23 protein-coding genes are annotated in these 21,809 nt (G+C 69.0%); 14 read left to right on the top strand and 9 right to left on the bottom strand.

The window, feature by feature from the left end; translation table 11 throughout:
• Positions 1-38: 38 nt before the first annotated feature.
• The 3 genes from nhaA to AB0J88_RS20725 form a co-directional block, all read right to left on the bottom strand.
• Entirely contained in the window at positions 39-1,349 is a 1,311-nt protein-coding gene (nhaA, locus tag AB0J88_RS20735; protein ID WP_364353450.1) for a Na+/H+ antiporter NhaA, read from the bottom strand.
• Positions 1,350-1,445: 96 nt separating this feature from the next.
• A complete protein-coding gene (locus AB0J88_RS20730) occupies positions 1,446-2,744 on the bottom strand; it encodes an ArsB/NhaD family transporter (RefSeq protein ID WP_364353447.1) in 1,299 nt (432 codons plus the stop codon).
• A complete protein-coding gene (locus AB0J88_RS20725; RefSeq protein ID WP_364353444.1) occupies positions 2,741-3,187 on the bottom strand; it encodes a CBS domain-containing protein in 447 nt (148 codons plus the stop codon). The genes AB0J88_RS20730 and AB0J88_RS20725 overlap by 4 nt, the downstream gene beginning before the upstream one ends.
• A gap of 382 nt (positions 3,188-3,569) precedes the next feature.
• On the opposite strand from AB0J88_RS20725, the gene AB0J88_RS20720 reads away from it, so the two are divergent.
• From AB0J88_RS20720 to AB0J88_RS20690, 7 genes are all read left to right on the top strand, one after another.
• Positions 3,570-4,496, top strand: coding sequence for an ABC transporter ATP-binding protein (locus tag AB0J88_RS20720; RefSeq protein ID WP_364353441.1), 927 nt, complete (start codon positions 3,570-3,572; stop codon positions 4,494-4,496).
• Complete coding sequence (locus tag AB0J88_RS20715; protein WP_364353438.1) at positions 4,493-6,070, top strand: ABC transporter permease; 1,578 nt, start codon at positions 4,493-4,495, stop codon at positions 6,068-6,070. The genes AB0J88_RS20720 and AB0J88_RS20715 overlap by 4 nt, the downstream gene beginning before the upstream one ends.
• 259 nt (positions 6,071-6,329) lie before the next feature.
• Positions 6,330-6,650, top strand: a complete 321-nt coding sequence (locus AB0J88_RS20710; RefSeq protein WP_364353435.1) for an adhesin — start codon at positions 6,330-6,332, stop codon at positions 6,648-6,650.
• Entirely contained in the window at positions 6,644-6,922 is a 279-nt protein-coding gene (locus tag AB0J88_RS20705; RefSeq protein ID WP_364353432.1) for an adhesin, read from the top strand. Before AB0J88_RS20710 ends, AB0J88_RS20705 begins: the two co-directional genes overlap by 7 nt.
• A 477-nt stretch (positions 6,923-7,399) precedes the next feature.
• Positions 7,400-7,717: an STAS domain-containing protein gene (locus tag AB0J88_RS20700; RefSeq protein WP_364353429.1), complete on the top strand. Its 318-nt coding sequence runs from the start codon at positions 7,400-7,402 to the stop codon at positions 7,715-7,717.
• A 139-nt stretch (positions 7,718-7,856) separates the two neighbouring features.
• Positions 7,857-8,225 (top strand): hypothetical protein, encoded by a 369-nt coding sequence (locus AB0J88_RS20695; protein WP_364353426.1) that lies wholly within the window; start codon positions 7,857-7,859, stop codon positions 8,223-8,225.
• A 164-nt stretch (positions 8,226-8,389) separates the two neighbouring features.
• Positions 8,390-8,896 carry a hypothetical protein gene (locus AB0J88_RS20690; protein ID WP_364353423.1) on the top strand — a complete coding sequence of 169 codons (507 nt, stop codon included), beginning with the start codon at positions 8,390-8,392 and terminating at the stop codon, positions 8,894-8,896.
• Positions 8,897-8,930: 34 nt separating this feature from the next.
• On the opposite strand, the gene AB0J88_RS20685 is transcribed toward AB0J88_RS20690, so the two are convergent.
• A complete protein-coding gene (locus AB0J88_RS20685) occupies positions 8,931-9,608 on the bottom strand; it encodes a Type 1 glutamine amidotransferase-like domain-containing protein (protein WP_364353420.1) in 678 nt (225 codons plus the stop codon).
• Between the two features lie 327 nt (positions 9,609-9,935).
• Positions 9,936-10,997, bottom strand: coding sequence for a questin oxidase family protein (locus tag AB0J88_RS20680; protein ID WP_364353417.1), 1,062 nt, complete (start codon positions 10,995-10,997; stop codon positions 9,936-9,938).
• Positions 10,998-11,086: 89 nt separating this feature from the next.
• On the opposite strand from AB0J88_RS20680, the gene AB0J88_RS20675 reads away from it, so the two are divergent.
• Complete coding sequence (locus AB0J88_RS20675) at positions 11,087-13,777, top strand: LuxR C-terminal-related transcriptional regulator (protein WP_364353414.1); 2,691 nt, start codon at positions 11,087-11,089, stop codon at positions 13,775-13,777.
• A gap of 21 nt (positions 13,778-13,798) precedes the next feature.
• On the opposite strand, the gene AB0J88_RS20670 is transcribed toward AB0J88_RS20675, so the two are convergent.
• A complete protein-coding gene (locus AB0J88_RS20670) occupies positions 13,799-14,113 on the bottom strand; it encodes a hypothetical protein (RefSeq protein ID WP_364353411.1) in 315 nt (104 codons plus the stop codon).
• A gap of 203 nt (positions 14,114-14,316) precedes the next feature.
• Between AB0J88_RS20670 and AB0J88_RS20665 the strand changes: the two genes are divergently transcribed.
• Both AB0J88_RS20665 and AB0J88_RS20660 read left to right on the top strand, forming a co-directional pair.
• Entirely contained in the window at positions 14,317-14,457 is a 141-nt protein-coding gene (locus tag AB0J88_RS20665; protein WP_364353408.1) for a hypothetical protein, read from the top strand.
• A gap of 339 nt (positions 14,458-14,796) precedes the next feature.
• Positions 14,797-15,219, top strand: coding sequence for a DUF393 domain-containing protein (locus tag AB0J88_RS20660; RefSeq protein ID WP_364353405.1), 423 nt, complete (start codon positions 14,797-14,799; stop codon positions 15,217-15,219).
• Between the two features lie 12 nt (positions 15,220-15,231).
• Here the strand turns inward: AB0J88_RS20660 and AB0J88_RS20655 are convergent, their stop codons facing one another.
• From AB0J88_RS20655 to AB0J88_RS20645, 3 genes are all read right to left on the bottom strand, one after another.
• Positions 15,232-16,305 (bottom strand): HTTM domain-containing protein, encoded by a 1,074-nt coding sequence (locus AB0J88_RS20655; protein WP_364353402.1) that lies wholly within the window; start codon positions 16,303-16,305, stop codon positions 15,232-15,234.
• Positions 16,302-16,937, bottom strand: a complete 636-nt coding sequence (locus AB0J88_RS20650; RefSeq protein WP_364353399.1) for a DUF5819 family protein — start codon at positions 16,935-16,937, stop codon at positions 16,302-16,304. The genes AB0J88_RS20655 and AB0J88_RS20650 overlap by 4 nt, the downstream gene beginning before the upstream one ends.
• A gap of 239 nt (positions 16,938-17,176) precedes the next feature.
• Positions 17,177-18,259 carry an ice-binding family protein gene (locus tag AB0J88_RS20645; RefSeq protein ID WP_364353396.1) on the bottom strand — a complete coding sequence of 361 codons (1,083 nt, stop codon included), beginning with the start codon at positions 18,257-18,259 and terminating at the stop codon, positions 17,177-17,179.
• 346 nt (positions 18,260-18,605) lie between these two features.
• Here AB0J88_RS20645 and AB0J88_RS20640 point away from each other — a divergent pair, with 346 nt between their 5' ends.
• The 4 genes from AB0J88_RS20640 (at position 18,606) to AB0J88_RS20625 (ending at position 21,647) form a co-directional block, all read left to right on the top strand.
• Complete coding sequence (locus tag AB0J88_RS20640) at positions 18,606-18,944, top strand: hypothetical protein (protein ID WP_364353394.1); 339 nt, start codon at positions 18,606-18,608, stop codon at positions 18,942-18,944.
• Positions 18,945-19,444: 500 nt separating this feature from the next.
• Positions 19,445-20,203 carry a hypothetical protein gene (locus tag AB0J88_RS20635; RefSeq protein ID WP_364353392.1) on the top strand — a complete coding sequence of 253 codons (759 nt, stop codon included), beginning with the start codon at positions 19,445-19,447 and terminating at the stop codon, positions 20,201-20,203.
• A gap of 586 nt (positions 20,204-20,789) precedes the next feature.
• A complete protein-coding gene (locus AB0J88_RS20630) occupies positions 20,790-21,053 on the top strand; it encodes a hypothetical protein (RefSeq protein ID WP_364353390.1) in 264 nt (87 codons plus the stop codon).
• Between the two features lie 291 nt (positions 21,054-21,344).
• Positions 21,345-21,647, top strand: coding sequence for a DJ-1/PfpI family protein (locus tag AB0J88_RS20625; RefSeq protein WP_364353387.1), 303 nt, complete (start codon positions 21,345-21,347; stop codon positions 21,645-21,647).
• Positions 21,648-21,809: the final 162 nt, after the last annotated feature.

Genomic DNA, 21,809 nt, shown 5'->3' with positions numbered 1-21,809 from the left:
GCGCCGCGGGCGGAACGGCCCGAGCTGTCGCAACCCGTTCAACCTTGTGTGTGCCGCCCGGTCCCGGTCTCGTAGACGTCGGGCACGCCGTCGGCGTCCAGGTCGCGTTCTTCTTGCGCACACAGATCGCGGTAGTGACGGTTGCGGGTGCGCAGGACCATCGCCGCGAACGCGGCGGCCAGCACGGAGCCGAGCAGGATGCCGAGCTTGGCGTGGTCGTCGCGGGCGGTTCCAGCGCCGAACGCGAGGTCGCTGATCAGCAGCGAGACGGTGAACCCCACACCCCCGAGCAGGGCGAGCCCTATGACGTCCCACCACGACAGCCCTTCGGCGAGCTGGGCCCGGGTAAACCGCTGGACCAGCCACGTGGCGCCCGTGATGCCGATCGTCTTGCCCACGACGAGGCCCAGGACGATCCCGATGGTGACGGGGTCGCGCAGTGCGCTGGTGACCCCACCCGCGCCGGTCAGGGAGACACCGGCGGCGAAGAAGGCGAACAGGGGCACGGCGACGCCGGCGGACAGCGGGCGCCAGCGGTGCTCGAAGTGCTCGGCCAGGCCTGGGCCGGGGCCGGCCGCGCGACGGACGACCGGGACCGCGAAGGCCAGCAGGACGCCGGCGACCGTGGCGTGGATGCCCGACGCGTGCACCAGGATCCATGTCGCGGCCGCCAGCGGGAGCAGCAGCCACCAGGACCGGATGCGCTTCTGCACGAGCAGCGCGAAGCCGGCCAGCGGCACCAGGGCGAGGAGAAGCGGCGCCCAGGCCAGGGAGCTGGTGAAGAAGATGGCGATGATGGTGATCGCGAGCAGGTCGTCGACCACGGCCAGGGTCAGCAGGAAGGTGCGCAGCGCGGCGGGTAGGTGGGTGCTGAGCAGGCCCAGGACGGCGAGCGCGAACGCGATATCGGTCGCCGTGGGTATCGCCCAGCCGATCGGCGCGCCGGTGGAGCTGAGTCCGTTGACGAGGACGTAGACGCCGGCCGGCACCGCGACCCCGCCGACGGCGGCCGCGACGGGCAGCGTCGCGCGCCGTGGATCGCGCAGGTCCCCGGCGACGAACTCGCGTTTGAGCTCCAGGCCGGCGACGAAGAAGAAGATCGCGAGCAGTCCGTCGGCCGCCCATTCGGCGAGCGTCAGGTCCAGATGCCATGCCGCAGGGCCGATTTCGACGGACGACACCGATCGGTAGCCGCCGGCCCAGGGCGAGTTGGCCCAAGCCAGGGCCACGATCGCCGCGACCAGCAGGAGCACACCACCTGCGGTCTCAGTCCGGAGGATGTCGCCGATGCGCCGGGTCTCGGCCCAGCTGCCACGGGCGAAAAGGCGATCCTGGATCGTTCTCGGCATAAAACGGAAGCCTTTCGGGTCGACGACAAGCTGCCGACCAGGCTTCCCGGCGCTCCTAACCGGCAAGTCTATGTCATGCCAGGGTTGGCGCCTTCGTCATGCGAATGCGAAGTACCGCAGCCAGAGGTAAGGGACGCAAAGCGCAACGGTGATGACGGTGACGACGAGCCCGTACTTGGTGAACTCCCAGAACGAGATCGGTCGGCCGGCGCGTTCGGCCATGCCGAGCACGACGACGTTGGCCGAGGCGCCGATGGCGGTGGCGTTGCCGCCCAGGTCGGCGCCGAGGGCCAGCGACCACCACAGCACCTGCGGGTCCTGGCCGCCGTAGTCGCCGCGGACCAGTTCAGCGACGACCGGACTCATCGTCGCCACGTACGGAATGTTGTCGACGATCGCCGACAGCACGGCGGAGCCCCACAGCAGCACCACCGACGCGGTCAGCAGACGGCCCTCGACCGCGTCGGCGGCCGCCTGCGCGACGCGGTCGACGACGCCGGTGTTGACGAGAGCACCGACCATGACGAACAGCCCGGCGAAGAAGACCAGCGTCGGCCATTCGACGTCGCGGGTCACCTCCCCGGCGTCGAGACGGGATGCCGCCAGCAGCACGAGGCCCCCGACGAGGGCAACCACCGACGGCTCGAGGTGCAGCACGGTGTGCAGCACGAACGCGGCCGTCACGAGCGCGAGGACGACCAGCGAGACGACCAGAAGGCGGACGTCGCGGATCGCGTCGCGTTCGCGCAGCGCCAGCACGGACGCCGCTCGCTCGGGGTCGTACCGGAATGCGTCCCGGAACAGCCACCTGCACAGCACGACGAACGCGATCAGCAGGCCCACCACGATCGGCGCGAGGTGCACCAGGAAGTCGTTGTAGGACAGGCCCGCGCGGCTGCCGATGATGATGTTGGGCGGGTCGCCTACCAACGTGGAGGTGCCGCCGATGTTGGACGCCAGCGCCTCGGCGATCAGGAACGGCGCGACCGGCACCGCCAACCGGTCGCACACGAGAAAGGTCACGGGCGCGACCAGCAACACCGTGGTCACGTTGTCGAGGAACGCCGACGCCACCGCCGTCACCAGGACCAGGATCACCATCAGCCGGTACGGCCGCCCGCCCGCGCGTTTGGCCGCCCAGATCGCGACGAACTCGAACACGCCCGTGCGCCGCAGAACGGCGACGATCAGCATCATCCCCAGCAGCAGAAAGATGACGTTCCAGTCGACGCCGGCGTCCTCCGAGAAGAACGCGTGCTCGGCGTCCGTGGCGCCGATCAGCAGCATCAGCAGGGCCCCGCCCAGCGCGGCGGCGACCCGGTGCACCTTCTCGGTGGCGATCAGCACGTACGCCACCACGAAGACGCCGATGGCGAGCCAGGCGGTGACCGTCACGAGGCGACCAAACGGTCGAGGAGCGCGTCGAGGGTGACCGCTCCCAGCAGGCCCTCCTTCCGGTCCAGGACCGCCACGAGCGGACTTCGGGAGCGGGCCATCAGCGCGGCGATCTCCAGGACGGTCGCGTCAGGGTCGACCACCGGGAGCTCCCGCTCGCGTTCCGGCAGGCAGTCACGAACCGTGCGGTCGCCGAGCTCGCGCAGGAAAAGGTCGGCGGCCGCCTCGTCGATCACGCGGGCCAGCGCCGGGTCGTCCTGGCAGTACGTGGGGATCGCCATCCGCAAGACCTGCGTGCCCGGGAGGATCGTCGAGGGGCGGCCGGCGTCGTCGACGACGATCAGCCCGGGCAGGTCCTGTCCGGCCAGCAGCCGGGCGGCCTCGATCGCCGGCGTGGTGAACGCGACGATGGGGAAAGGTGCCGCAAGATCGCGTGCTCGCATGCCGGCCTCCGAACGCGGACGTACGCTTCGCCGACCAGACTTCCCGGCACACCGCTGAGCACGCTACCGGAGTCGGCGCCCGCTCGCGACGCGGTGGACGAGCGGAGCTGGACTGCGATCTTGACGACTTCTTGACGTATCAGCGTCGACCGCGGCCTATGTGCGGGTTGGCGGAGTGATTAACCTGATTCCATGTGCTCGCCCGCGCTGACGTCGTTCGCGCAGGGCTTGCTGGCCCGTCGGTCGATGCTCGACGACTACCTGATGTACGTCCCGGATCCGCCGGCATCCGCGGCACGCTAGCTTCCGTCGTTTCGTTCGTCGCGCCACGCACGCGACCAGCTCTGTCCATCCTGTGCCTCGTGACATGAGGAGCTTTGACGTGAACGCTTCCAACGGGCCGGCGATCGAGATCGCCGGTCTGACCAAATCCTTCGGCCGCGCCGTCGCGCTGGACGCGCTCGACCTGACCGTCCAGTCGGGCGAGGTGCATGGTTTTCTCGGCCCGAACGGCAGCGGCAAGACGACGACCATCAGGGTTCTGCTCGGCCTGCTGCGTCCGGACGCCGGCACCGTGCGGATGCTCGGACAGGACCCATGGCGGGACGCCGTCGTCCTGCACCGCAGGTTGGCGTACGTGGCCGGCGACGTCACCCTCTGGCCGAACATCACCGGCGGCGAGGTGATAGACCTGCTCGGCCGGATGCGCGGCGGCCTCGACCGCGCCCGTCGTGACGAGTTGCTCGAGCGGTTCGACCTCGACCCGCGCAAGAAGGCCCGCACCTACTCCAAGGGCAATCGGCAGAAGGTAGCGCTCGTGGCGGCGCTCGCCTCGACCGCTGAGCTGCTCCTGCTCGACGAGCCAACCTCCGGACTGGACCCGCTGATGGAGGCCGAGTTCCAGCGGTGTATCCGTCAGGTCAAGCAGGAAGGCCGCACGGTGCTGCTGTCCAGCCACATCCTGGCCGAGGTCGAGGCGCTGTGCGACCGGGTCAGCATCATCCGGCTGGGCCGCACGGTGGAGAGCGGGACGCTCACCGAGCTGCGGCACCTGACCAGGACGTCGATCGCGGTGGAAACCACCGAGCCGCCGACGGGCATCGAGTCCCTGCAGGGGGTGCATGACCTGGTCGTCGACGACCACCACGCCCGTTTCGACGTGGACACCGCCGCGCTCGACGCGGTGATCCGCCGGTTGGCGCCGCTGGGCGTGCGGAGCCTGACCAGCACGCCGCCGACGTTGGAGGAGATGTTCCTGCGGCACTACGGCGAGGAATCCGCTCCCGCTCCGGCGGCGGTCGCGCGATGACCGGCGCGGGCGGGCTGCTGCGGTTCATGCTGCGGCGCGAGCGGATGGCGTTGCCCTGGTGGCTGCTGGGTGCGACCGTGCTGGTGCTCGTCCAGTCAACCCAGAGCCAGAACCTCTACGACACGGCTGAAGATCTCGCCAAGCTGCGTCAGACGCTGGGCGGCAACACCGCCGTGATCGCGATGAGCGGACCGCCTCGGCTTCTCGAGACCATCGGTGGCGAGGTCGCGTTCGAGATTCTCGCATTCGTGTCCATCATCGTGGCGCTGATGAACATGTTCCTGGTCGGCCGACACACCCGCGCCGACGAGGAGTCCGGCCGGGCCGAGCTCGTCCGGTCGGCCCGGGTCGGCCGCCGCGCCCCGCTGGCGGCTGCTCTGGGCCTGGCCGGCGTGGCCAACCTGGCCGTGGCGGTGCTGCTGTTCGCCGTGACCGCCGGCACCGGCCTGCCGCCGGGCGGGTCTGTCCTCTTCGGAGTGTCGGTCGCGGCCGTCGGGCTCACGTTCGCCGCGCTCACCGCTGTGGCAGTCCAGGTGTTCGAGAACACCAGGGCGGCGTACGGCGCGGCCGGCCTCGCCATCGGAGCGACGTTCGTGCTACGGGCCGCCGGCGACGCCGGCGATACCGGCCTGTCCTGGGTGTCACCGATCGGCTGGGCCCAACGCACGTTCCCGTACGTCGACAACCGCTGGTGGCCGCTGCTCCTCCCCGCCGCCGCGGTCGCCGCGCTGACCGCCGTCGCGATGGCGTTGCTCGAACGCCGAGACTTCGGCGCGGGCCTGGTGCGATCGCGGCCGGGACGGGCATACGCGTCGGCGGCGTTGGGGTCGCCGGTGGGACTGGCGTGGCGGCTGCAGCGTGGGTCGCTCATCGGCTGGGTGCTCGGCCTGTTCCTGCTCGGCACCGCCTACGGATCGATCGGCGACAGCATCGAGCAGTACGTCCAGGACAACCCCGAGGTGGTCCAGTTCCTCCCCGGCGGCGCCGCCGACATCGTGGACGCGTTCCTGGGCCTGACCATGCTGACCCTGGCCGTGATCACCGCCGCCTACGGCGTGACGGCGGCGCTGCGGGCTCGCGCCGAGGAGACCTCCGGCCGGGTCGAACCGGTGCTGGCCACCGGGACCAGCCGGGCCGCCTGGATCGGCAGCCACCTCAGCGTCGCGGTCGCCGGAAGCGCCCTGGTCCTCGCGGCGGCCGGCGCAGGCGAGGGACTCGCGTACGGCCTTACCGTCGGTGACCTGAGCCAGGTCCCCCGGCTGCTCGGCGTCGCCCTCGGCTACCTACCCGCCGTGTTGCTGGTCGTGGCGGTCGCGGTCCTCGGCATCGGCTGGCTTCCCCGGGCGGCTTCGATCGTCGCCTGGGTCATGGTCGCGTACTGCGCGATGGTCGCCCTGTTCGCCGACTCCTTCGAGATCCCCGGCTGGCTCCAGCGCGGATCGCCGTTCGCCCACACGCCGCAGGCGCCCCTGGACGTGCTGACACCGACCCCGCTCGTCGTGATCGCGGCGGTGGCCGCTGCGGTCGCTGCGACCGGCTATGCGGGGCTGCGGCGACGCGACGTGGGCTACTGAGCACCGGGGTGCGAAAGCGAGGTCCCGAGCAGACCGGCGGCGGCCACTGCGGTCTTGATACCGACGCAGCGGAGTCGTCCGTACGCCGTTAGTTCTGTCATCGGACCGACGAATTTCCGATCAGTGATCGCCATGAACGGCGGTGAACATGGAGGGCGACAACCGTTGGCGATCGAGGCGAGCTGCCTCCCGTCACGGACAAGACGTGAGGACTCGAGTGATCTCCACTGGTCACGTTCCCAGACGGAGGAGACGCCCTGTGCTGACCATCACGGACCAGGCACTCGCGGCGATCTGCGCGCTGCTGGCGCAGGACGACGTTCCCCAAGGCGCGGGCCTGCGGATTTCGACTGATCCCCATCGCAGGCTCCGCCTCACCTTCACGCCTCGGCCCGACGTGGGCGACTCGGTCGTCGACCGAGCGGGCGCCCGCGTCTTCCTCGATGCCGAAACCGCGCTGACCCTCCGCGACCGGACCCTGGACGCCGAGGCTGATCGCGTGGGCAGAGTGCGTTTCGCCGTGTGTCCTCAATCGCGCGGAAGTCGACCATTTCCCAACACGGAGGTACACGAATGTTGACTGTGACCGAGAGCGCGGTGACCGCGATCTCCACGCTGACGACGGCACAGGATCTGCCAGCCGGTTCTGGACTGCGCATTTCCGCGCATGGCGAGGCGCTGCGGGTTTCGGTGACTCCCCATCCGCAGGAAGGAGACGCGGTCTTCAACGCGTCAGGAGCGTTGGTCTTCATGGACCGGGACGCGGTCCAGCAGCTCGACGGCAAACGACTGGACGCCCAGATGGACGGCGACGGCGGTGTGCGGTTCGCGGTCGACGAGCCGGCCAGCTAGTTGGAGACAGAGTCGAGGGCGCGGCGCCCGCCCCGGCGACGCGCCCTCGGCCCATAATGGCCGCATAGTCGGCGGCGGTTGAGAGCTCTCCGATAACGAGCCGTCGGCGCGCGGCACCCCGTGGTTGGCCTCCGATCCTCGCCCGGCGCATGACGGCGCCCGGGCGTGCGTTGCGAACAAAACACACACTCTTGAACACCTTCGCGGTGCCTCGCGCCGGCGTGGCGGCCGCACCGGCCGGGGACGGACCCGGCGGCGGTTCCGCAACACATGGCGTCGTCTCCGGAGCAACCTTCCAGCGCGGCCGGTTCACCAATGCGAGGTGGCGCCGCACGCGCCGTCGTGTACCACCAGGCAGGCGCGCTCTGCGTTTGTCATGAGACCGCAGAGACTCCGATCGCTGATCGCCATGGCCGGCGGGAAACCTTGAGCATGTCAATCCGAGAGGCGACGCCACCCGATCCGGACGGAGACGAGATGACTGTGTTGGTTACCACTCACCGTGTGCCCGCAGCCGCGATGACCATCGCGATCACACCACAAGGCGACGTCCGCTCGCCTGATGCCCAGATGCTCCGCGACAGGATCATCGCGGTGCTGGCTGCCACTCATCCCGAACTCATCCTGGTGGACCTCAGCGCGGTTCCGGACATCGACGACGCCGGCATCGACGCTCTGCAGGACGGCCAGAAGCTCGCCGCCGCTCAGAAAGCCCGGCTCAAGCTTTTCGACCCGGCACCACAGGTACGCGAGAAGCTTCAGCGTCGTGGCCTCGCCGCTGTGGCCGACGAATAGCTCGCGGACACCGACCAGCGAAATGACCCCGGATCGACTGTCCCACGTCCTGGATCATCGACCGACCTTCCGTACTGTCGCGCGTTACCCCTCATATGTCTCTGCGGAGCAGGGCACTGAGCACCTTCGTGACCTCGGCGTGTCACTGGAGGACGTCACGATCGTCGGTCGTGGACTGGTTCCGTCGGCGGGCGCCAATCGCCTCGTCGCATGGCGGTCGAGCGGCCGCGCTGCCGCTCTGGGAGCGGCGACCGGCGGCATTCTCGGTGCCTTGCTGGGGCTGGTCGACGTCCTGTCACCCGCGGCGGCATACGTCGTGCTGTCTGCTATGGCTATTGGGACAGGACTAGGGGCGGCTACCGGCTACGTGCGGTACCGGGTACGCCGCGACCGCAGCGATCTGACGCGCAGCGGGCTCCGAGCCGACACCTACCAGATCCAGGTGGACGTCCGCAATGTCGATCCGGAACGGGCCGAGCACCGCCTGGCTCAGTTTTGGCCGGCGTGACAGCGCGGGCGAACCCGGCGAACGCGATCCGGCGACCCGACGGAGCGCAGCGAGTCCTCGCGGGTTCGTCCGCGGCCGACGGCGGAGAGCTCGGGCTGCGGCCCCGCTCTAACATGGACCGAGGCATTGATCACGCGGAGTTCGTCTGTCACTAAGGAGGGCTGATGGCTGAACCAGCCGTCTCTCAACCCAGGGCGCCAGAGGACGGTGCGGCGCTGGGCGCGGACAAGCCGGCCCCAGAAGACGACGCGCTGCTCTTAGCCGCACTGGACCACGTCTGGTCCATGGCTGAATCTCGCCGGTCCCAGCGACTGCAAGTGGTCAGCTACTTCCTGGTATCCATCGCCTTTATCTCTGCCGGTTATGTGTCGGCGCTCGGCAACCGACTCGGAGCCGTAGCGGCGGCGATTCCGGTCGTTGGCATCTTTGTAGCACTCGGGTTCTGGCGATCTGATCGCACGTTGAGACCCTTCATCACATCGGCCTACGAGCCGACCATCGCTCTCGAAGAGCGCCTTGCGGCGCGGCTCGGTGTGCCATCGTTGGAGCTCACAAGATGGGTGGTCGACCGGCGTCGCCCCGTAAACAGCGTAGGCCACCTCATTTCCGCAATGTATGGATTTTCCATCCTCGTATTCGCAGGCGCGGCAATCTATGCACTGGCTCGATAAGAGCAAAGTCGTCCGCACCGAACATCATGGCCAATCAGGTCGTCGGCGTGAACAGCTTCCAGTGGCCCTCGGTGACGACCTCGACGCCGTCGTCGTCGGTCACCTTGATGGCCGTCTCGTCGTCGATCGCATAGGCCGCGTTCGGCAGTCCGGCCGCCCACCGCTCTGCTTCGGCCATGGTGTTCTCCGGCAGGTCCACATGGTCGACGTGCGGGAAGATCGAGAAGTCGACGACGCCTAGGGTCTCGTCGTCACCGGTGGGCGCCTTCCAGCCGACGAAGTCCGCGCCGATCCGGGGAGTCAACACCATGCTGCCGGCACTGAACCCGACCCAGACCGCCTCACGCAGCGACGGCAACAGGTCGGCGAGCCCGGACTGCCGCATCCAGTAGGACAGGAAGAGGGCGTCGCCGCCGTTGACCAGCAGGACGTCCGCCTCCCGTACCCAGGAGGTCCACCGCTCCTTCTCGATGCCGGGCAGGGCGGTCAGCTCCAGCACGCCCACGGACTTCCAGCCCAGCTCGCACATCGGTTGGGCGGACTGCCCGCTGACAAAACGCCAGATCCCGGCAGGGCTGCCGTACGAGCTGCCGTAGCCCGCGGTCGGGATGCACAGCGCGGTGGATTCGGCGATCGGCTTGTCGAGCAGGCCGACCAGCGCGGCGTGGATGCTCGGGTTGTTGACGCCAGCGGACGTCAGAAGCAGCTTCATGGTGCCCTTCCGGTCAGGAGCGGTAGGTGGTCTGCCCGAACGGCTCGCCTTGCTGTGGCCGTACGCCGTGGATGGCGTCACCTCGAAGACGATGACCTCGTGGTCGTGGCGCTCGCTTCGCTGCAGCGCCGGTCGATTCGCTCGTGCACTGGTCGCATCTTGCCCCGAAACCGGTTGCGGAATGCAACCGAACAGGCTGACGCTAACATGACCGATTGCGAAGTACCATCAGTCTCCGATAGCTGACTACGCGGGCTCGGTGTGCACCAGGCCTGCGCGTGGTCGCTGATGTTCATGCGTCAGGTTCTCGCGGCAAGGTGTGTGTACTCAGTTGATGAGCGTGGTGATGCGGACGGCGGCGGCCAACGCGTCCGGGTCGCCGGTGCGCGTGTAGACCTCGGCGGCCGTGTCGGTGAACTTGATGACGTGCTCGTCGCCGTGCTCGACGGCGCGGGCGACCACCTCGGCCAGGGGGTCGGAGCCTTCTGGTGCGGACGGCAGAACCTCCGGCGGCGCGGCGTCGGCGGGTGCCCAACCGGCGTGGATCGCCGCGCTGGCCGTCCAGACCGCCGACAGGCTCGGCGCCCACAGGCCCGGTGGCAACGCGGGCAGTGTGTGCAGCACCGCGTTGGGGGCGGTCGCGGTGTGCACCAGCAACACCGGGCTGCCGTGGCCGTGCCGCAGGTAGCGCAGGGTCGCCGCGGTGACGAGGTCGGTCAGTGCCGCCCGGGTCCGCTCAGGATCGGGCAAAGGACGCAGTGCCGCGAGCGCGCGCGGCCACGCCGCCATCCGCTCCAGCTGACCGAATCGGTTGGCGACGTTGCCCTGCTGGTCAGCGACCCGCGGCAAGGCGTCCATCGCCGCACCGGCGTCCGCCGCCGGCGGCAGGTCATCGGGCTGATCACCACGTGGTACGCCACGGAACCGGGCCGCCCAGAAGGCCAGTCCGTGCGCCAACTCGTCCAGGGTCTGCTGATGCTCGGCTCCGGTGAGCAGCGCGCGGACCACGTGACCGACCCGAATCACGCCGTGCGTGGTGCCGGCCGCGATGCCGGGCAGCAGCCGCGGCCACCAGCGGACGAGCACATCGCGCCAGGGCTGCTCGGCGAGCTGTTGGCGAAAGTACGCCGTCCAGTCCCCGATCCGCCGGCCGGCGCCGAGGGCCTCGGCCCAGTTCTCGTCGGTGATCCGGTCGGTGGCCGTGGGCAGCAGGTCGAGTCGCCGCTCGTAGCGGTCGACCCAGCCGTCGACCAGGTAGGCGTACCCGCGCCGGATGAGGACCTCGACCGCCATGGGGCCGTGGTTGGTCAGTTGGTCCTCGCCCCACTCCGGTCCGGTGCGGTGGAACCGCTGGTACGCCTCGTTCAGCACGCCGCCTGTGTTCGTCATGGGACCCAGCCTGTGGCCTGCCGGTGGCACAGTCATCCGTGGTGACCACCTATGCCCACCACCTATCGACACTGGGGGATGATGTGGCGATGCGCGTAGAGCCGGTGTCGGCGCGCGAAGCGGAGGTCCTCACCCTGCTGGGCGAGCATCTGTCCAACGCGGAGATCGCCGGCTCGATGCACATCTCCGTGCGCACCGTCGAGCATCACGTCTCCGCCCTGCTGCGCAAGCTCGGTGTCGCCGACCGGCGGGCGCTGGGCCGCCTCGTCGGCCCGGTGGCGCCCGCCGTCACCGGTGTGCCGGTCGCGCGGGACTCCTTCGTCGGCCGCGCACACGAACGCGACTCGCTGCTTGCGCACATCGAGGAGCCGGGCCTGGTGACGCTCCTGGGCCCGGGCGGGGTCGGCAAGACCCGGCTGGCGGCCGAGATCGCGGCGGCGGCACCCTGCGGCGGCGCGTTCGTCGACCTGTTGCCGGTCCGCGACGGCTTCGTCGACCAGGCGGTCGCCGCTGCGGTCGGCGTCACCGAGGGCGCGCGACAACCGCTGCGCGAAGCGCTCATCGAGCGGCTGCGCGGTGGCCGGGTGCTGCTGGTCCTCGACAACTGCGAGCATGTGGTGGACGCGGTGGCCGAGTTCGTCGATCGGGTGCTGACCGGCTGCCCGGAGAGCGCGGTTCTGGTCACCAGCCGCCAGCGGCTCAACGTGCCGGGCGAGCGGGTCGTTCCCATCGGCCCGCTGCCGTTGGCCGCCGACGCGGAAGCGCTGTTCCTCGATCGGGCCCGGGCAGTGGACCCGGCGTTCACCGCCGACCCGGCGCAGGTGGCCCTGCTCTGCGCCAGGCTCGACGGCATGCCGCTGGCCATCGAGCTCGCCGCGGCGCGCAGCGCTTCGCTCGGGGTCGTCGGATTGCTGACCGGCCTTGACGACTATCTGCGCCTGCTCGACGGGGGCCGGGGGGGCCCTGAACGCCACCGCTCGCTCCGCTCCGTGATCGGCTGGAGCCACGAGCTGCTCGACGACGCGGAGCGGGCGCTGTTCCGCCGGCTCGCCGCCTTCGTCGGCGCCTTCGACCTCCCGGCCGCGGCCACGGTCGCCGACCTGCCCCCAGCGGTAGTCGCAGACGTGCTCGGCAGGCTGGCCGACAAAAGTCTCGTCGCGCGGGTCGCGGACGGCCGGTGGCGGCTGTTGGCGACGGTGCGCGCGTACGCGGCCGAGCGGTTGGCCGACGCGGGCGAGTCGGTCGAGGTGTCAGGGCGCCGACTGGCTTGGGCCGCCGCGACGGCCGAAGAGCTGCTCGGCCGGCGACGCAGCGATCCGGGCTGGTCCGACGAGTTTGACGCGGTCGCCGACGACCTGCGCGCCGCGCTGCGTGACGCCGCGCCGGGTCGGGAGCCGGTAGCGCACCGGCTCGCGCGGGCGCTGGCACGGCTCGCGTACGCCCGGCGGTTCCTGTCCGAGGCGGTGGAGCACGCGACCGGGGCCGCGCAGCGGGCGCCCGAGCCCCGCGCGGCCGCGGCCGACCTGCGGCTGGCAGCGTCCGCGACCTTCGCCGTCGCCCCGGCCGGCGCTGCGTTCGACCTCCTCTGCGCCAGCGAAGGAGACGCTGCCGCGCTCGCCCGAGCCGTCGTGATCGCCAACCGCTTCCCGTCCGGGTTCGACGTCGACGTGCCGCACGACCGGCTGGTCCGGCTGCTGCCGGATCTCGTGCCCGCGGACGCGGTGGCCGCCGCGCACCACGCCGCGGCACGGGCATGGAACGCGACCGGAGAGAAGTACCGGCCTGACCCGGCGCTGGCCGAGCAGGCGGTAGCGGCTGCCCGCGCAACCGGCGACCCGGTGCTACTCAGCGGCGCGCTGGACGCGCTCGGCGCGGTGGCCAGCAACGCGGGACGGCTGGGCGAGACTCGCCGGATCGCGGTCCGGCGGGTGGCACTGCTCGAGAGGATGGACCGCGACGATCCGGAGGCGGCGGCGGAGATCCTCGATGTGCGGCACAACGCCTGGCTGTCGGCGCTGGAGGTGGGCGACCTGCGGGCGGCACTGGAAGCGGCCGAAACGATCATGACGGACGACCTGCTGGGCATCCACCCGTACAGGCCGCTCTGCAAAGTCGTGCCACCGCTGATGCTGCTGGGTCGCTTCGCCGACGGGCTGCGGCACGCGGAGCCCATGTGGACCGCGTGGCGCCGATCCGGCGCGCCGGTCGCCGCCTGGCTGGCGCCGGCGGCCGCGTCCGTCGCGATGGCGTACGGCGTGCGCGGCGACGACACCGGGTTCCACCGCTGGCTGGCCCGAGCCGACCAGGTCACCGGCCCCGGCAACCCGATGCTCGCCGAGCGCCACGCCGGTTTCGCCGCCTTCGTCGCGGCGCGCGTCGCGCTGCACCGTTGGCCGGACGCCGACCCGGATCTTCCATCCGCCGCGAACCCGGGTCCGTTCCAGACCTATGTCGTCGCCGCGGCCGCCGAGCTCGCCGTGGCCGCCGGGTGTCCGGACGGGGCCGAGCGGCTGGTCGCGGCGGAGTGGGCCGGGGCCGAGAATCGTTGGGCAGCGGCGTGCCTCAACCGAGCTCGCGGCCGGCTGCACGGTGACCGCGCGGCGCTGGCGCGGGCGGCCGCGGGCTTCGAGCGGATCGGCGCGCGCTTTGAACGGACCTGCACGCTGGAGCTGCTGCGCGAGACAGGAGGCATGGCAGCTAGAAAGGTGGGCGTGCTGGAGGCGGGTCAGGGCGGTCCAGGCAGAGGTGGAAAGGCGCCCGACATCGCCCTCAGCCCCTGACGCGGGCTTCGCGGTGACCCGCTACCGCCTACCGCGCGGCGGTGCCAGCGAGGTCAGGATCGGGAGCGCCACCACGCCGGCGACGATCCGGAGCAGTATAAGGAGCGCCGTCCCCGCGCCGAGCAGATAAGCCATCGACCCGACCAGGAACCCGATGCCGACGGCGACCAGGACCCGGGTGCCGGGGACCTGGAGCGCCGTGGGCGGCAGCCACCGGTCAACAATGAGTGCCACCCGCGCCGCGTCGACCTCGAATTTCGTGGCGATCTCCACAGGCTGCCCGGCAACGTAAGCGGCGACGATGTCTGACTCGTGCTCGTGCAGCGTCCACGACATCCCGCCACGATAAGCACGGGTGGCGATGTCTGCTGCCCTCAGCGACGGCCGACGCGGGAGCGGCTGGAGACCGTCGACTGTGGAGCGACTGTCCGGTCAGACAGCTCATTCGGCCAGTGGCCATGGCCGGAGGCGCTCTTTCCACCATGCGGCCGGTGTGGCTCAAGAGAAAAAGGCGGTGCGCCGATGGGACGTAGAACCCGGTGACCGCTCGGGAAATCGTCGACACTGGCGATGAACGGCAGCCGTACACCGATGACGTCCGCGACGCCACGAATCGGGTCGTGGCTGCCGTAGAACGGATCGCCGATGGCGAGGATCGGCTCGCCGAGATCTACACATGACTTGCCGAGTACTCGCCGACTATGCGGCGCGTGCCGATCGGTCTCGGCAGCGTGCCGCGAGGGCTCGTCCTGGTTCCCGACGACATCGCCGCATACTCGACGGTCCCATCTGCCCGTAGCGCACCTCGGGCAACGCTGCTCTGATCAAGGAAATCCGTGATCCACGACGCCGTTTCGACGTCGTGGCTAGCGGATTCATTAGCGACGCCTCAGCCTGGACGGCCCGAGTTTCTCGCCGGTCACCCCGCCTCCGTCTTTTCTTGGCATCCTCCCGGGTGATGCCCCGGACTGCCCGCGCGTCGTGTGTGCGCGTCCCAGTGGTGCGGGGACGATAGGTGCATGAAACGGATGGTCGAGCCCACTTTCGTCTACGACGGCGACTGCGCGTTCTGCACGTCTTGCGTGCGGTTCATCGAGCGGTACGCCCTACGACGCCCTGGAGCGACCCCTGTTCGAGTCGTGCCGTGGCAAGTCGCCGACCTGCCGACGCTCGGGCTAAGCGTGGCTCTGTGCGAGGAAGCCGTGCAGTGGGTGGGCCCAGACGGAGACCGGGCGGATGGTCCCGCCGCCATTTCGGCTCTGTTGCGCACCAGCGCCGGCGCCTGGCGTCCCGTGGGTTGGATGCTCGGCTGCGGTCCGGTGCTCGCGCTGGCCCGGCCCGTCTACCGCTGGGTGGCCAGCAACCGGCACCGAATGCCTGGTGGCACCGCGGCCTGCTCCGTGTCGTACGCGCTCCACGATCGGCAGAACGGTCGGGCGTGAACCGACGAACGGTTACGGCAATGGCGACCCACCCCGGGCTCGGCGCCAGGCTTGCTCGAGGAACCGGTAGAAGCGGTCCGGCAGGAACACGGCGTCCGCGATGATCATCGCGCCGGAGAAGAGCGGAAGTCCCATGAGTACGGCGATGGACAGGTGCATCCCCATCAGCATGGCTAGGACGACGTATTTCAACCTGCTGAACAGCACGAACGGGAAAGCCACTTGCAGCAGCACGGTCAGGTAGGAAACGGCGGCGACCAGAATCGGGTAGCTGTCGACCATGGCCGAAAGCGCCGGCCACGGCCGGAAAAGACTGTTGTTCACCACGTAGTGCAGAGCGGTTCCGTTGCCCCACGTTCCGCCCTGCACCTTGTACAGGCCCGCGGCTCCGTAAACGATGCACACCTGTGCCGCGATGACGAACATGGCGCAGTTGTGCATCACGGTAGTCACCGTCTGGCGGGCGGCTCTGAGCGACTGGTACGGGCCGGACGTCGCCGGTGTCTCCGGCGGAGCGTCGACGTTGTCGGGGACAGCCCGAAGCCGGCTTCGTCGCGCGTCGAGAGACCATCGACGGCCACAAGCGGTGAACATGAGGTAGACGGCCATGAGGAGAGTCAGGTTGTCTCCGCCGTCGGTCATGTAGATGGCTCTGGCGTGAAACGAGGCGACCACGACGGCGAACAGGATCGACGTTGCCCTGGTCCGCCAGCCGAGCAGGAACAGCGCGCAGATGACCAGGGCCGCCCCGTAGCAGACCTCGAAGTACGCCCTGCTGTCGGACAGGGTCAGGATGCTGTTCCAGCCGGTCTGCGTGAACAGTTCGGTCGCCAGGGCGGGCGTCCAGGGTGACCCCGGACCCCAGATTTCGTCGCGGTGCGGAAACTCCCTCAGCAGGAAGGTGAGGTAGAGCAGTCCGTACCCGATGCGCAGCACGGCTGCGGCGTAGGGGGATATCGTCTGCTTGGTCAGATCAGCGGCGGACCCACCCAGACGGTTGAGGATCCGCTGCTTGGCTGGCTCGGTGGTTCGCGGCGAGGCGTGGCGCGGTGCGGGTGCCACACGTCGTACGTGTTCAGTGGTCATCGGGTTTCCACCGTCCACCATGGTAGTTCTCGGGTCTCAGCGGGGATCGATATCGCCGGCTGCGGTCCGTCCTTTGTGGCGGGCAGTGGGATGGCACGGGTGATCACGCGCAACTGGATGGCCTCGAAGGGGTCACCGCGGTAGCCGGCGACGCGGTCCACTGCGATGTTGCGGAGGTATTCCTGCACCATCCGTGCCCGCTGCGAGCGCGGTTGGTCGTCGTTGCCGTGGGTGTCGAGATAGGCGGTCCAGGCCCGTCGCAACAGGTTGATCGTGGTGTGGCTCGGGAAGGGATTATGTTTGACGGCAGAATCATCGACTGCGGTCAGGTCGAACCACGCGCTCACCTCGACGGCGCCGGTCGGGGAAGTCCGCTTGGTCCGCGCTGAGATCTGCCGAGAGACAGCGTCCGGATCAGGCGCGAACAGTTTCCAATTCTGTTCGAACACCGGATTGATCCAAGCGTCGATCTGCTCGTCGTACCGCTGGGAGATCGGGTTCGAGGGGGCGACGTGCAGGAATACTGCCATCAGGTGGACCACCGAGATCATCAGGCACAGCGCCACGGCTATCCCTGTCGCCGCCTGGACCAGTTGCGGCGGTTCTGTCGGCTGTTCGCCGTCGGTGACCATGCGGTCCACGATCTGCGGCTCGGACCCTTCTCGTTGCGTCCTCGACGCCTGTTGGCGTAGCGCCCGCATTTGATCTTCCTCTCCTGACGAGGCCTGCGACGGGGTCGCGGGCCGGCCGATGAGCGGGCCGCCTAGCCGGAAAGCCGGGTGGCGCGCGACGGTTTAACGATCCGCCGCGCGCCACGGCTCTTCCGCATCCGGCTACGACGATTCCCGTCGTCGGTGCGTCAGAGGTTCAGTTACGGCTTCTCCGGCTTGTCGGAGTAGTCGTCATCGCCGCCGTATCCACCGTGACTGCCTCCGTGGCCTCCACCCGGACCACCGGTGCCGCCGGTGTCGCCGCCGATCACGCCACCGGTGATGGGCCCGCCAGTGGTGGGGCCGCCAGTGGTGGGGCCGGCAATGGTCCCGCCGGTGATCGGCCCGCCAGTGGTGGGGCCGGCAATGGTCCCGCCGGTGATCGGCCCGCCAGTGGTGGGGCCGGCAATGGTCCCGCCGGTGATCGGCCCGCCGGTGATGGGGCCGGCGATGGTCCCGCCGGTGATGGGGCCGGCGATGGTGCCGCCCGTCGTGGGGGGCGTGTCACAGAGCGGCCGGGTAATCCGGTTGGTGTCCAGCGTCACCGAGCCGTTGCGTGCCAGCGCCCGTCCGTCGATGCTCGCCCCCGTGTTAACGGTGATCGACTCCAGGGCCATGATGGTGCCCACGAACGTGGTGTTGGTGTCCAGGGTGGCGGAACTTCCGATCTGCCAGAAGACATTGCACGGTGAGGCACCGTTGACCAGGAGAACCGTGCTGGAGGGGGCCGTGGTCAACGCCGATCCGATCTGGAAGACCCAGACCGAGTCGGAGTTGCCTTGGGCGTTCAGCGTGAGCGTGCCGGTGATTCCGGCGGTGGACGCCGCCCTGTAGACGCCAGGAACCAACGTCTGACCACCGAGGTCGGCGGTAATGCTCGCGTCCGGCGCCTGACTGGCGGCGTTGTTGTACCCCGTCGTCAGGTCGGTCTGCGCCTGAGCGGCGAGAGCATCCGTTTGATGGATGGCCCCTCCGGTAACAAGGCCGGGCGGGAACCCGGTGATCGACGTCCCCGGACTCACTCCGACGTCTCCGGTGATCACCGAAGGACCGGTATTGGTGACCGACTGGCCGCCCAGCACAGCGAAGCTTTCCGCCGCGCCGAGGTTGACGAACGTCGCGATCGCATATCCCTGACCCGGCATCATCGCCACCGCGACGGTGGCCGCCAGGGCCGTGAGAACGCCCGAAATCCACGCAGAACGCGTGCGCCGACGAGGCGCAGTCGAGGCTTTCACTGTCATCTTGAGCAAACTCCCGTGGAGGACATGGTGGGCTAAGTGGCCGCCAGCAGTTGTGGTGACGCGCTATCCCTCGCCGCGCGCGGGCGTCGCTGGGCCGTAGGCCTGCGGACTCATGGGAAACGAGACTTTCTATCGGCCACGTATAGGGCAGACATGATTCAAATAGGTAAGTCAGACAAAGTCAAACAAATACGCCTAACACGCCCCGCCGGCGTGCCTCGGGTCGATTCGCGATAGCCACTCGCCTCTGGTGGTACCAGGCGATTGCCTACTTAGGACGAACACAATCAGGCGGGTTACCCTGCGCCGACGCGGTCGTTGAGCTGGTGTGACCGCCATTTCTCCGATGAGAAACCTGCCCTCCCGCCGCGCGCTATCCGTCGTTGGCGTAGTCCTGGTTCTTGCCGTCGCCGGTATCGTCCTGTGGTCCCAACGCGCCGACAGCGGGGTCGAAGCCTGCGAGCAGATGGCTGCCGGCAACGCATCCATGACGGCGATCCGCCCGTTGTTCGCCGAGTCCCGCCACGACGACCTCCGCGACCACGGCGGAAAGATGATCGACGCCGCTGAGGCATACGGGAACCCGAACGCCGGATCGGATCGGCGTGACACAGAGCTGAAGATCGAGCGCCAGGCCGTCCAGACGGCATGCGCCGATCACGGGGTGACGGTCGAGCTGGTCTAGGAATAGGACGGCAGCCAGACCACAGTCGGTCGCACATGCGTGGGCGCCGAACCTACCTTCAAGCCGTCATCGGATCACCGTCGCACACTGCGGTACCACCCGCGCTGTGCTCCGGCGCCGCGGCGTCGATTCCGCCGCTCTCCATTGCTGATACAACAGCTCACTCGGGAGGTGCGTACAAACACCGCGGGCAAGCCACACGACCCTCAGCCGTCCACTCATCAGCAGGTCGGTAGGTAGGTGGTCATGCAGCGGGCCGCGCGGCGAATGGCTGCACGGCACCGGTCGCTGCGGCGTAACCGTGCGGCGCACCCGACGCACCCCAGCCCGCCGAGCCAGTTGAGGGCACAGTCATCTTCGAGGCGTCGCCGGGGACAACCGTCCATGCGGTGGCACTGGTGGGCTGTATCCGTCCGCCGAGATGGCCTTGGGCGCTCGGCGCTGTTTGTATCGCCGGGCAGGGCCAGACCGGCGAAGCTTTGTTGTACTACGGTGGCGCGGTGTTCACCGTCCAAGAACGCGACTTCACGCGTGATCGGCTCCTGAGTCTGGCCGTGGGTGACGCCGCCATTGTCGGGGCCGCCGTGACGGGATCCGATGCTGTCCAAGGTGGTGATCGGTGGTCGGACATCGATCTTGTGTTCGGTGTAGAGGGCTCGCTTGAGACCACCATGCGCCGCTGGACCGAACTGATCCACCACGCCTTCGATGCAGTTCATCACTGGGACTTGCACGCCGGCTCGGCGGTGTATCGAGTCTTCCTCCTAGCAAATGGGCTTGAGGCCGACATCGCGTTCGTGCCGGCCGCGGAGTTCGGGCCGCACGGTCCGAGCTGGCGTACGGTCTTCGGACATCCGGCACCCGCGAAGGAAGCACTGGCACCGAACCGCCGGACGTTGACGGGAATGGGCTGGCATCATGCCCTCCACGCGAGCGTTTGCATCCAGCGGCGCCGCTGGTGGCAGGCCGAGCACTGGATCAGCGCCTTGCGCAGCCAGATCCTGGCCCTGGCGTGTCTGCGCCTCGGGCATCCGACCAGCTACGCGAAGGGAGCCCACCTCCTTCCCGATGAGGTGACGGCTCCGCTGGCCGAAACGCTGGTCCGCGCTCTCGACGAAGCCGAACTTACCCGCGCTCTCAACGCCGCCACGAGCGCACTGGTAGCGGAGATCTCGCTCGTCGATCCAGCCCTTTCGAGCCGGCTGGCCCATATCCTTTCTGCACAACGCACCGGCGACGAAAGCCCCCGCCCGACCTGAGCGCTCCCCCCGCCCTGGCAATGTCCGGCCACAACCATTCCGAACACCCACCGCGAGAGGCCAAACGCGGCCGCATCCCGAAAAACCGACGCCTCGCGCGGTGATGCAGTGGATCAGGATCTGGGTCGTCACGACGAAGTGGCGCAGCGTAGAGGACTCGCCCCACCTCACAACCAGGCTGGTTCAGCGGATTCGGTCGAAGCGGGTCCTCGACGGCAAGGCCTCAGACCGTTGCCGCTAGGGGTCGTGGCTACCAGCAGCATGGCCGCCCGTCGGGAGCCGTGCCTTTCGATCGGGAACGGACGGTCGTCCGCTTCGCTTTGGATGCCGCATCTTCTTGGCCGCTTTCCGGGTGGGGACTTCTAGGGCCTCACGGTGTGCTTCGCCGAGCAGTTGCTGGGTTGTGCGGGCGTGTTGCCAATCTGTCGCGAGGGCCGCGGACCGGCGTCACGAGCACGCAGAAGCCCTCCAGGTGATCGATATAGAAGGATGGCTGGCGGTTCCGCGACCGTGCCGGATGACGGGCACCCCGCCACGTTTCCTATACGATCGCCTGGGGCGTCAGAATGCCGCAGCGTTGTGGGAGATGTCAACGGGTTCGCCGGCGGGGAGGTCGGGTGGCCGGCTTTCCGACGAGGTGTACGACTCGCTGCTCGGGCAACTGATGTCGTCGCAGAGGTCATCCATCTGGCCATGGCCGAGCCCCAGGGCGGTGGTGGCCGCGATCACCGCGCGTGACCCCGACGCCGCCGCGTACGCGATGCGTCGGCACATCCTGCGGTCCGGCGACCGTTTTCGGCGATTGTTCGATGAGGGCAAGGCCGCGGACGGAATAGCGGCGCAGGCTTGACGGGCCGCTGGGGCCAGGTGAATGCTGACGCAATCGGATCGGATCGGATTGGATCCATCCCCCGACCGTCCCCCCGACTCGAGGAGAAGCAGGTGCCTAGAGCGCTGCTCCTGACCGGCGACGCCGCCGAGGAACTCGACACCATGTATCCCTACTACCGCGTCCAGGAGGGCGGTTGGGACGTCGACGTCTCGTCACGGACGATGCGCGACGTGCAACTGGTCATCCACGAGTTCGACCCCAACTCCGACGCGTACGTGGAGAAAGAACGGCCGCAAGCTCCCCGTCGACGTGCCCTGGGCCGACGTCGACGTCAAACGCATCACCGAGCACGTCTTCGCCCGCAACCTCCCCATCGCGCTGGTCTGCCACGGCGCCCAGGTGCCGGCGGTCTACGGGCTGCTGAAGGGTCGCAAGACGGCGTGCTTCCCGCCGATCACCGGTGACATGGAGAACGCGGGCGCGACGGTCATCGACGCTCCCGACGTCGTCGACGGCAACCTCGTCTCCTGCCGCGGCTGGCCCGACATGCCGCAGTTCGGCCGGGCGATGATGGAGCTCTTCGCGAAGTCCGTCAACTCCGCATCCGCCTGAGCACATCTGACGTGCCCTGCTGACGGCATTTCGGACCGTCACAGTCGACAGCTCCCCCATCCACATCCCTGGTAAGCGGCACCGCGCCCGCGGTGCTGATGCCGCACGGCTCCGGACCCGGCACGACCGGGTCCGGCTCCTGGGCGACGACGGCGCAGGCGC

The organism is Asanoa sp. NPDC049475, assembly GCF_040676915.1.
In the GTDB taxonomy this organism is placed as follows: domain Bacteria; phylum Actinomycetota; class Actinomycetes; order Mycobacteriales; family Micromonosporaceae; genus Asanoa.
Note: the sequence above shows the minus strand (reverse complement) of the source record. Positions and strands in the feature narration are given on the sequence as shown.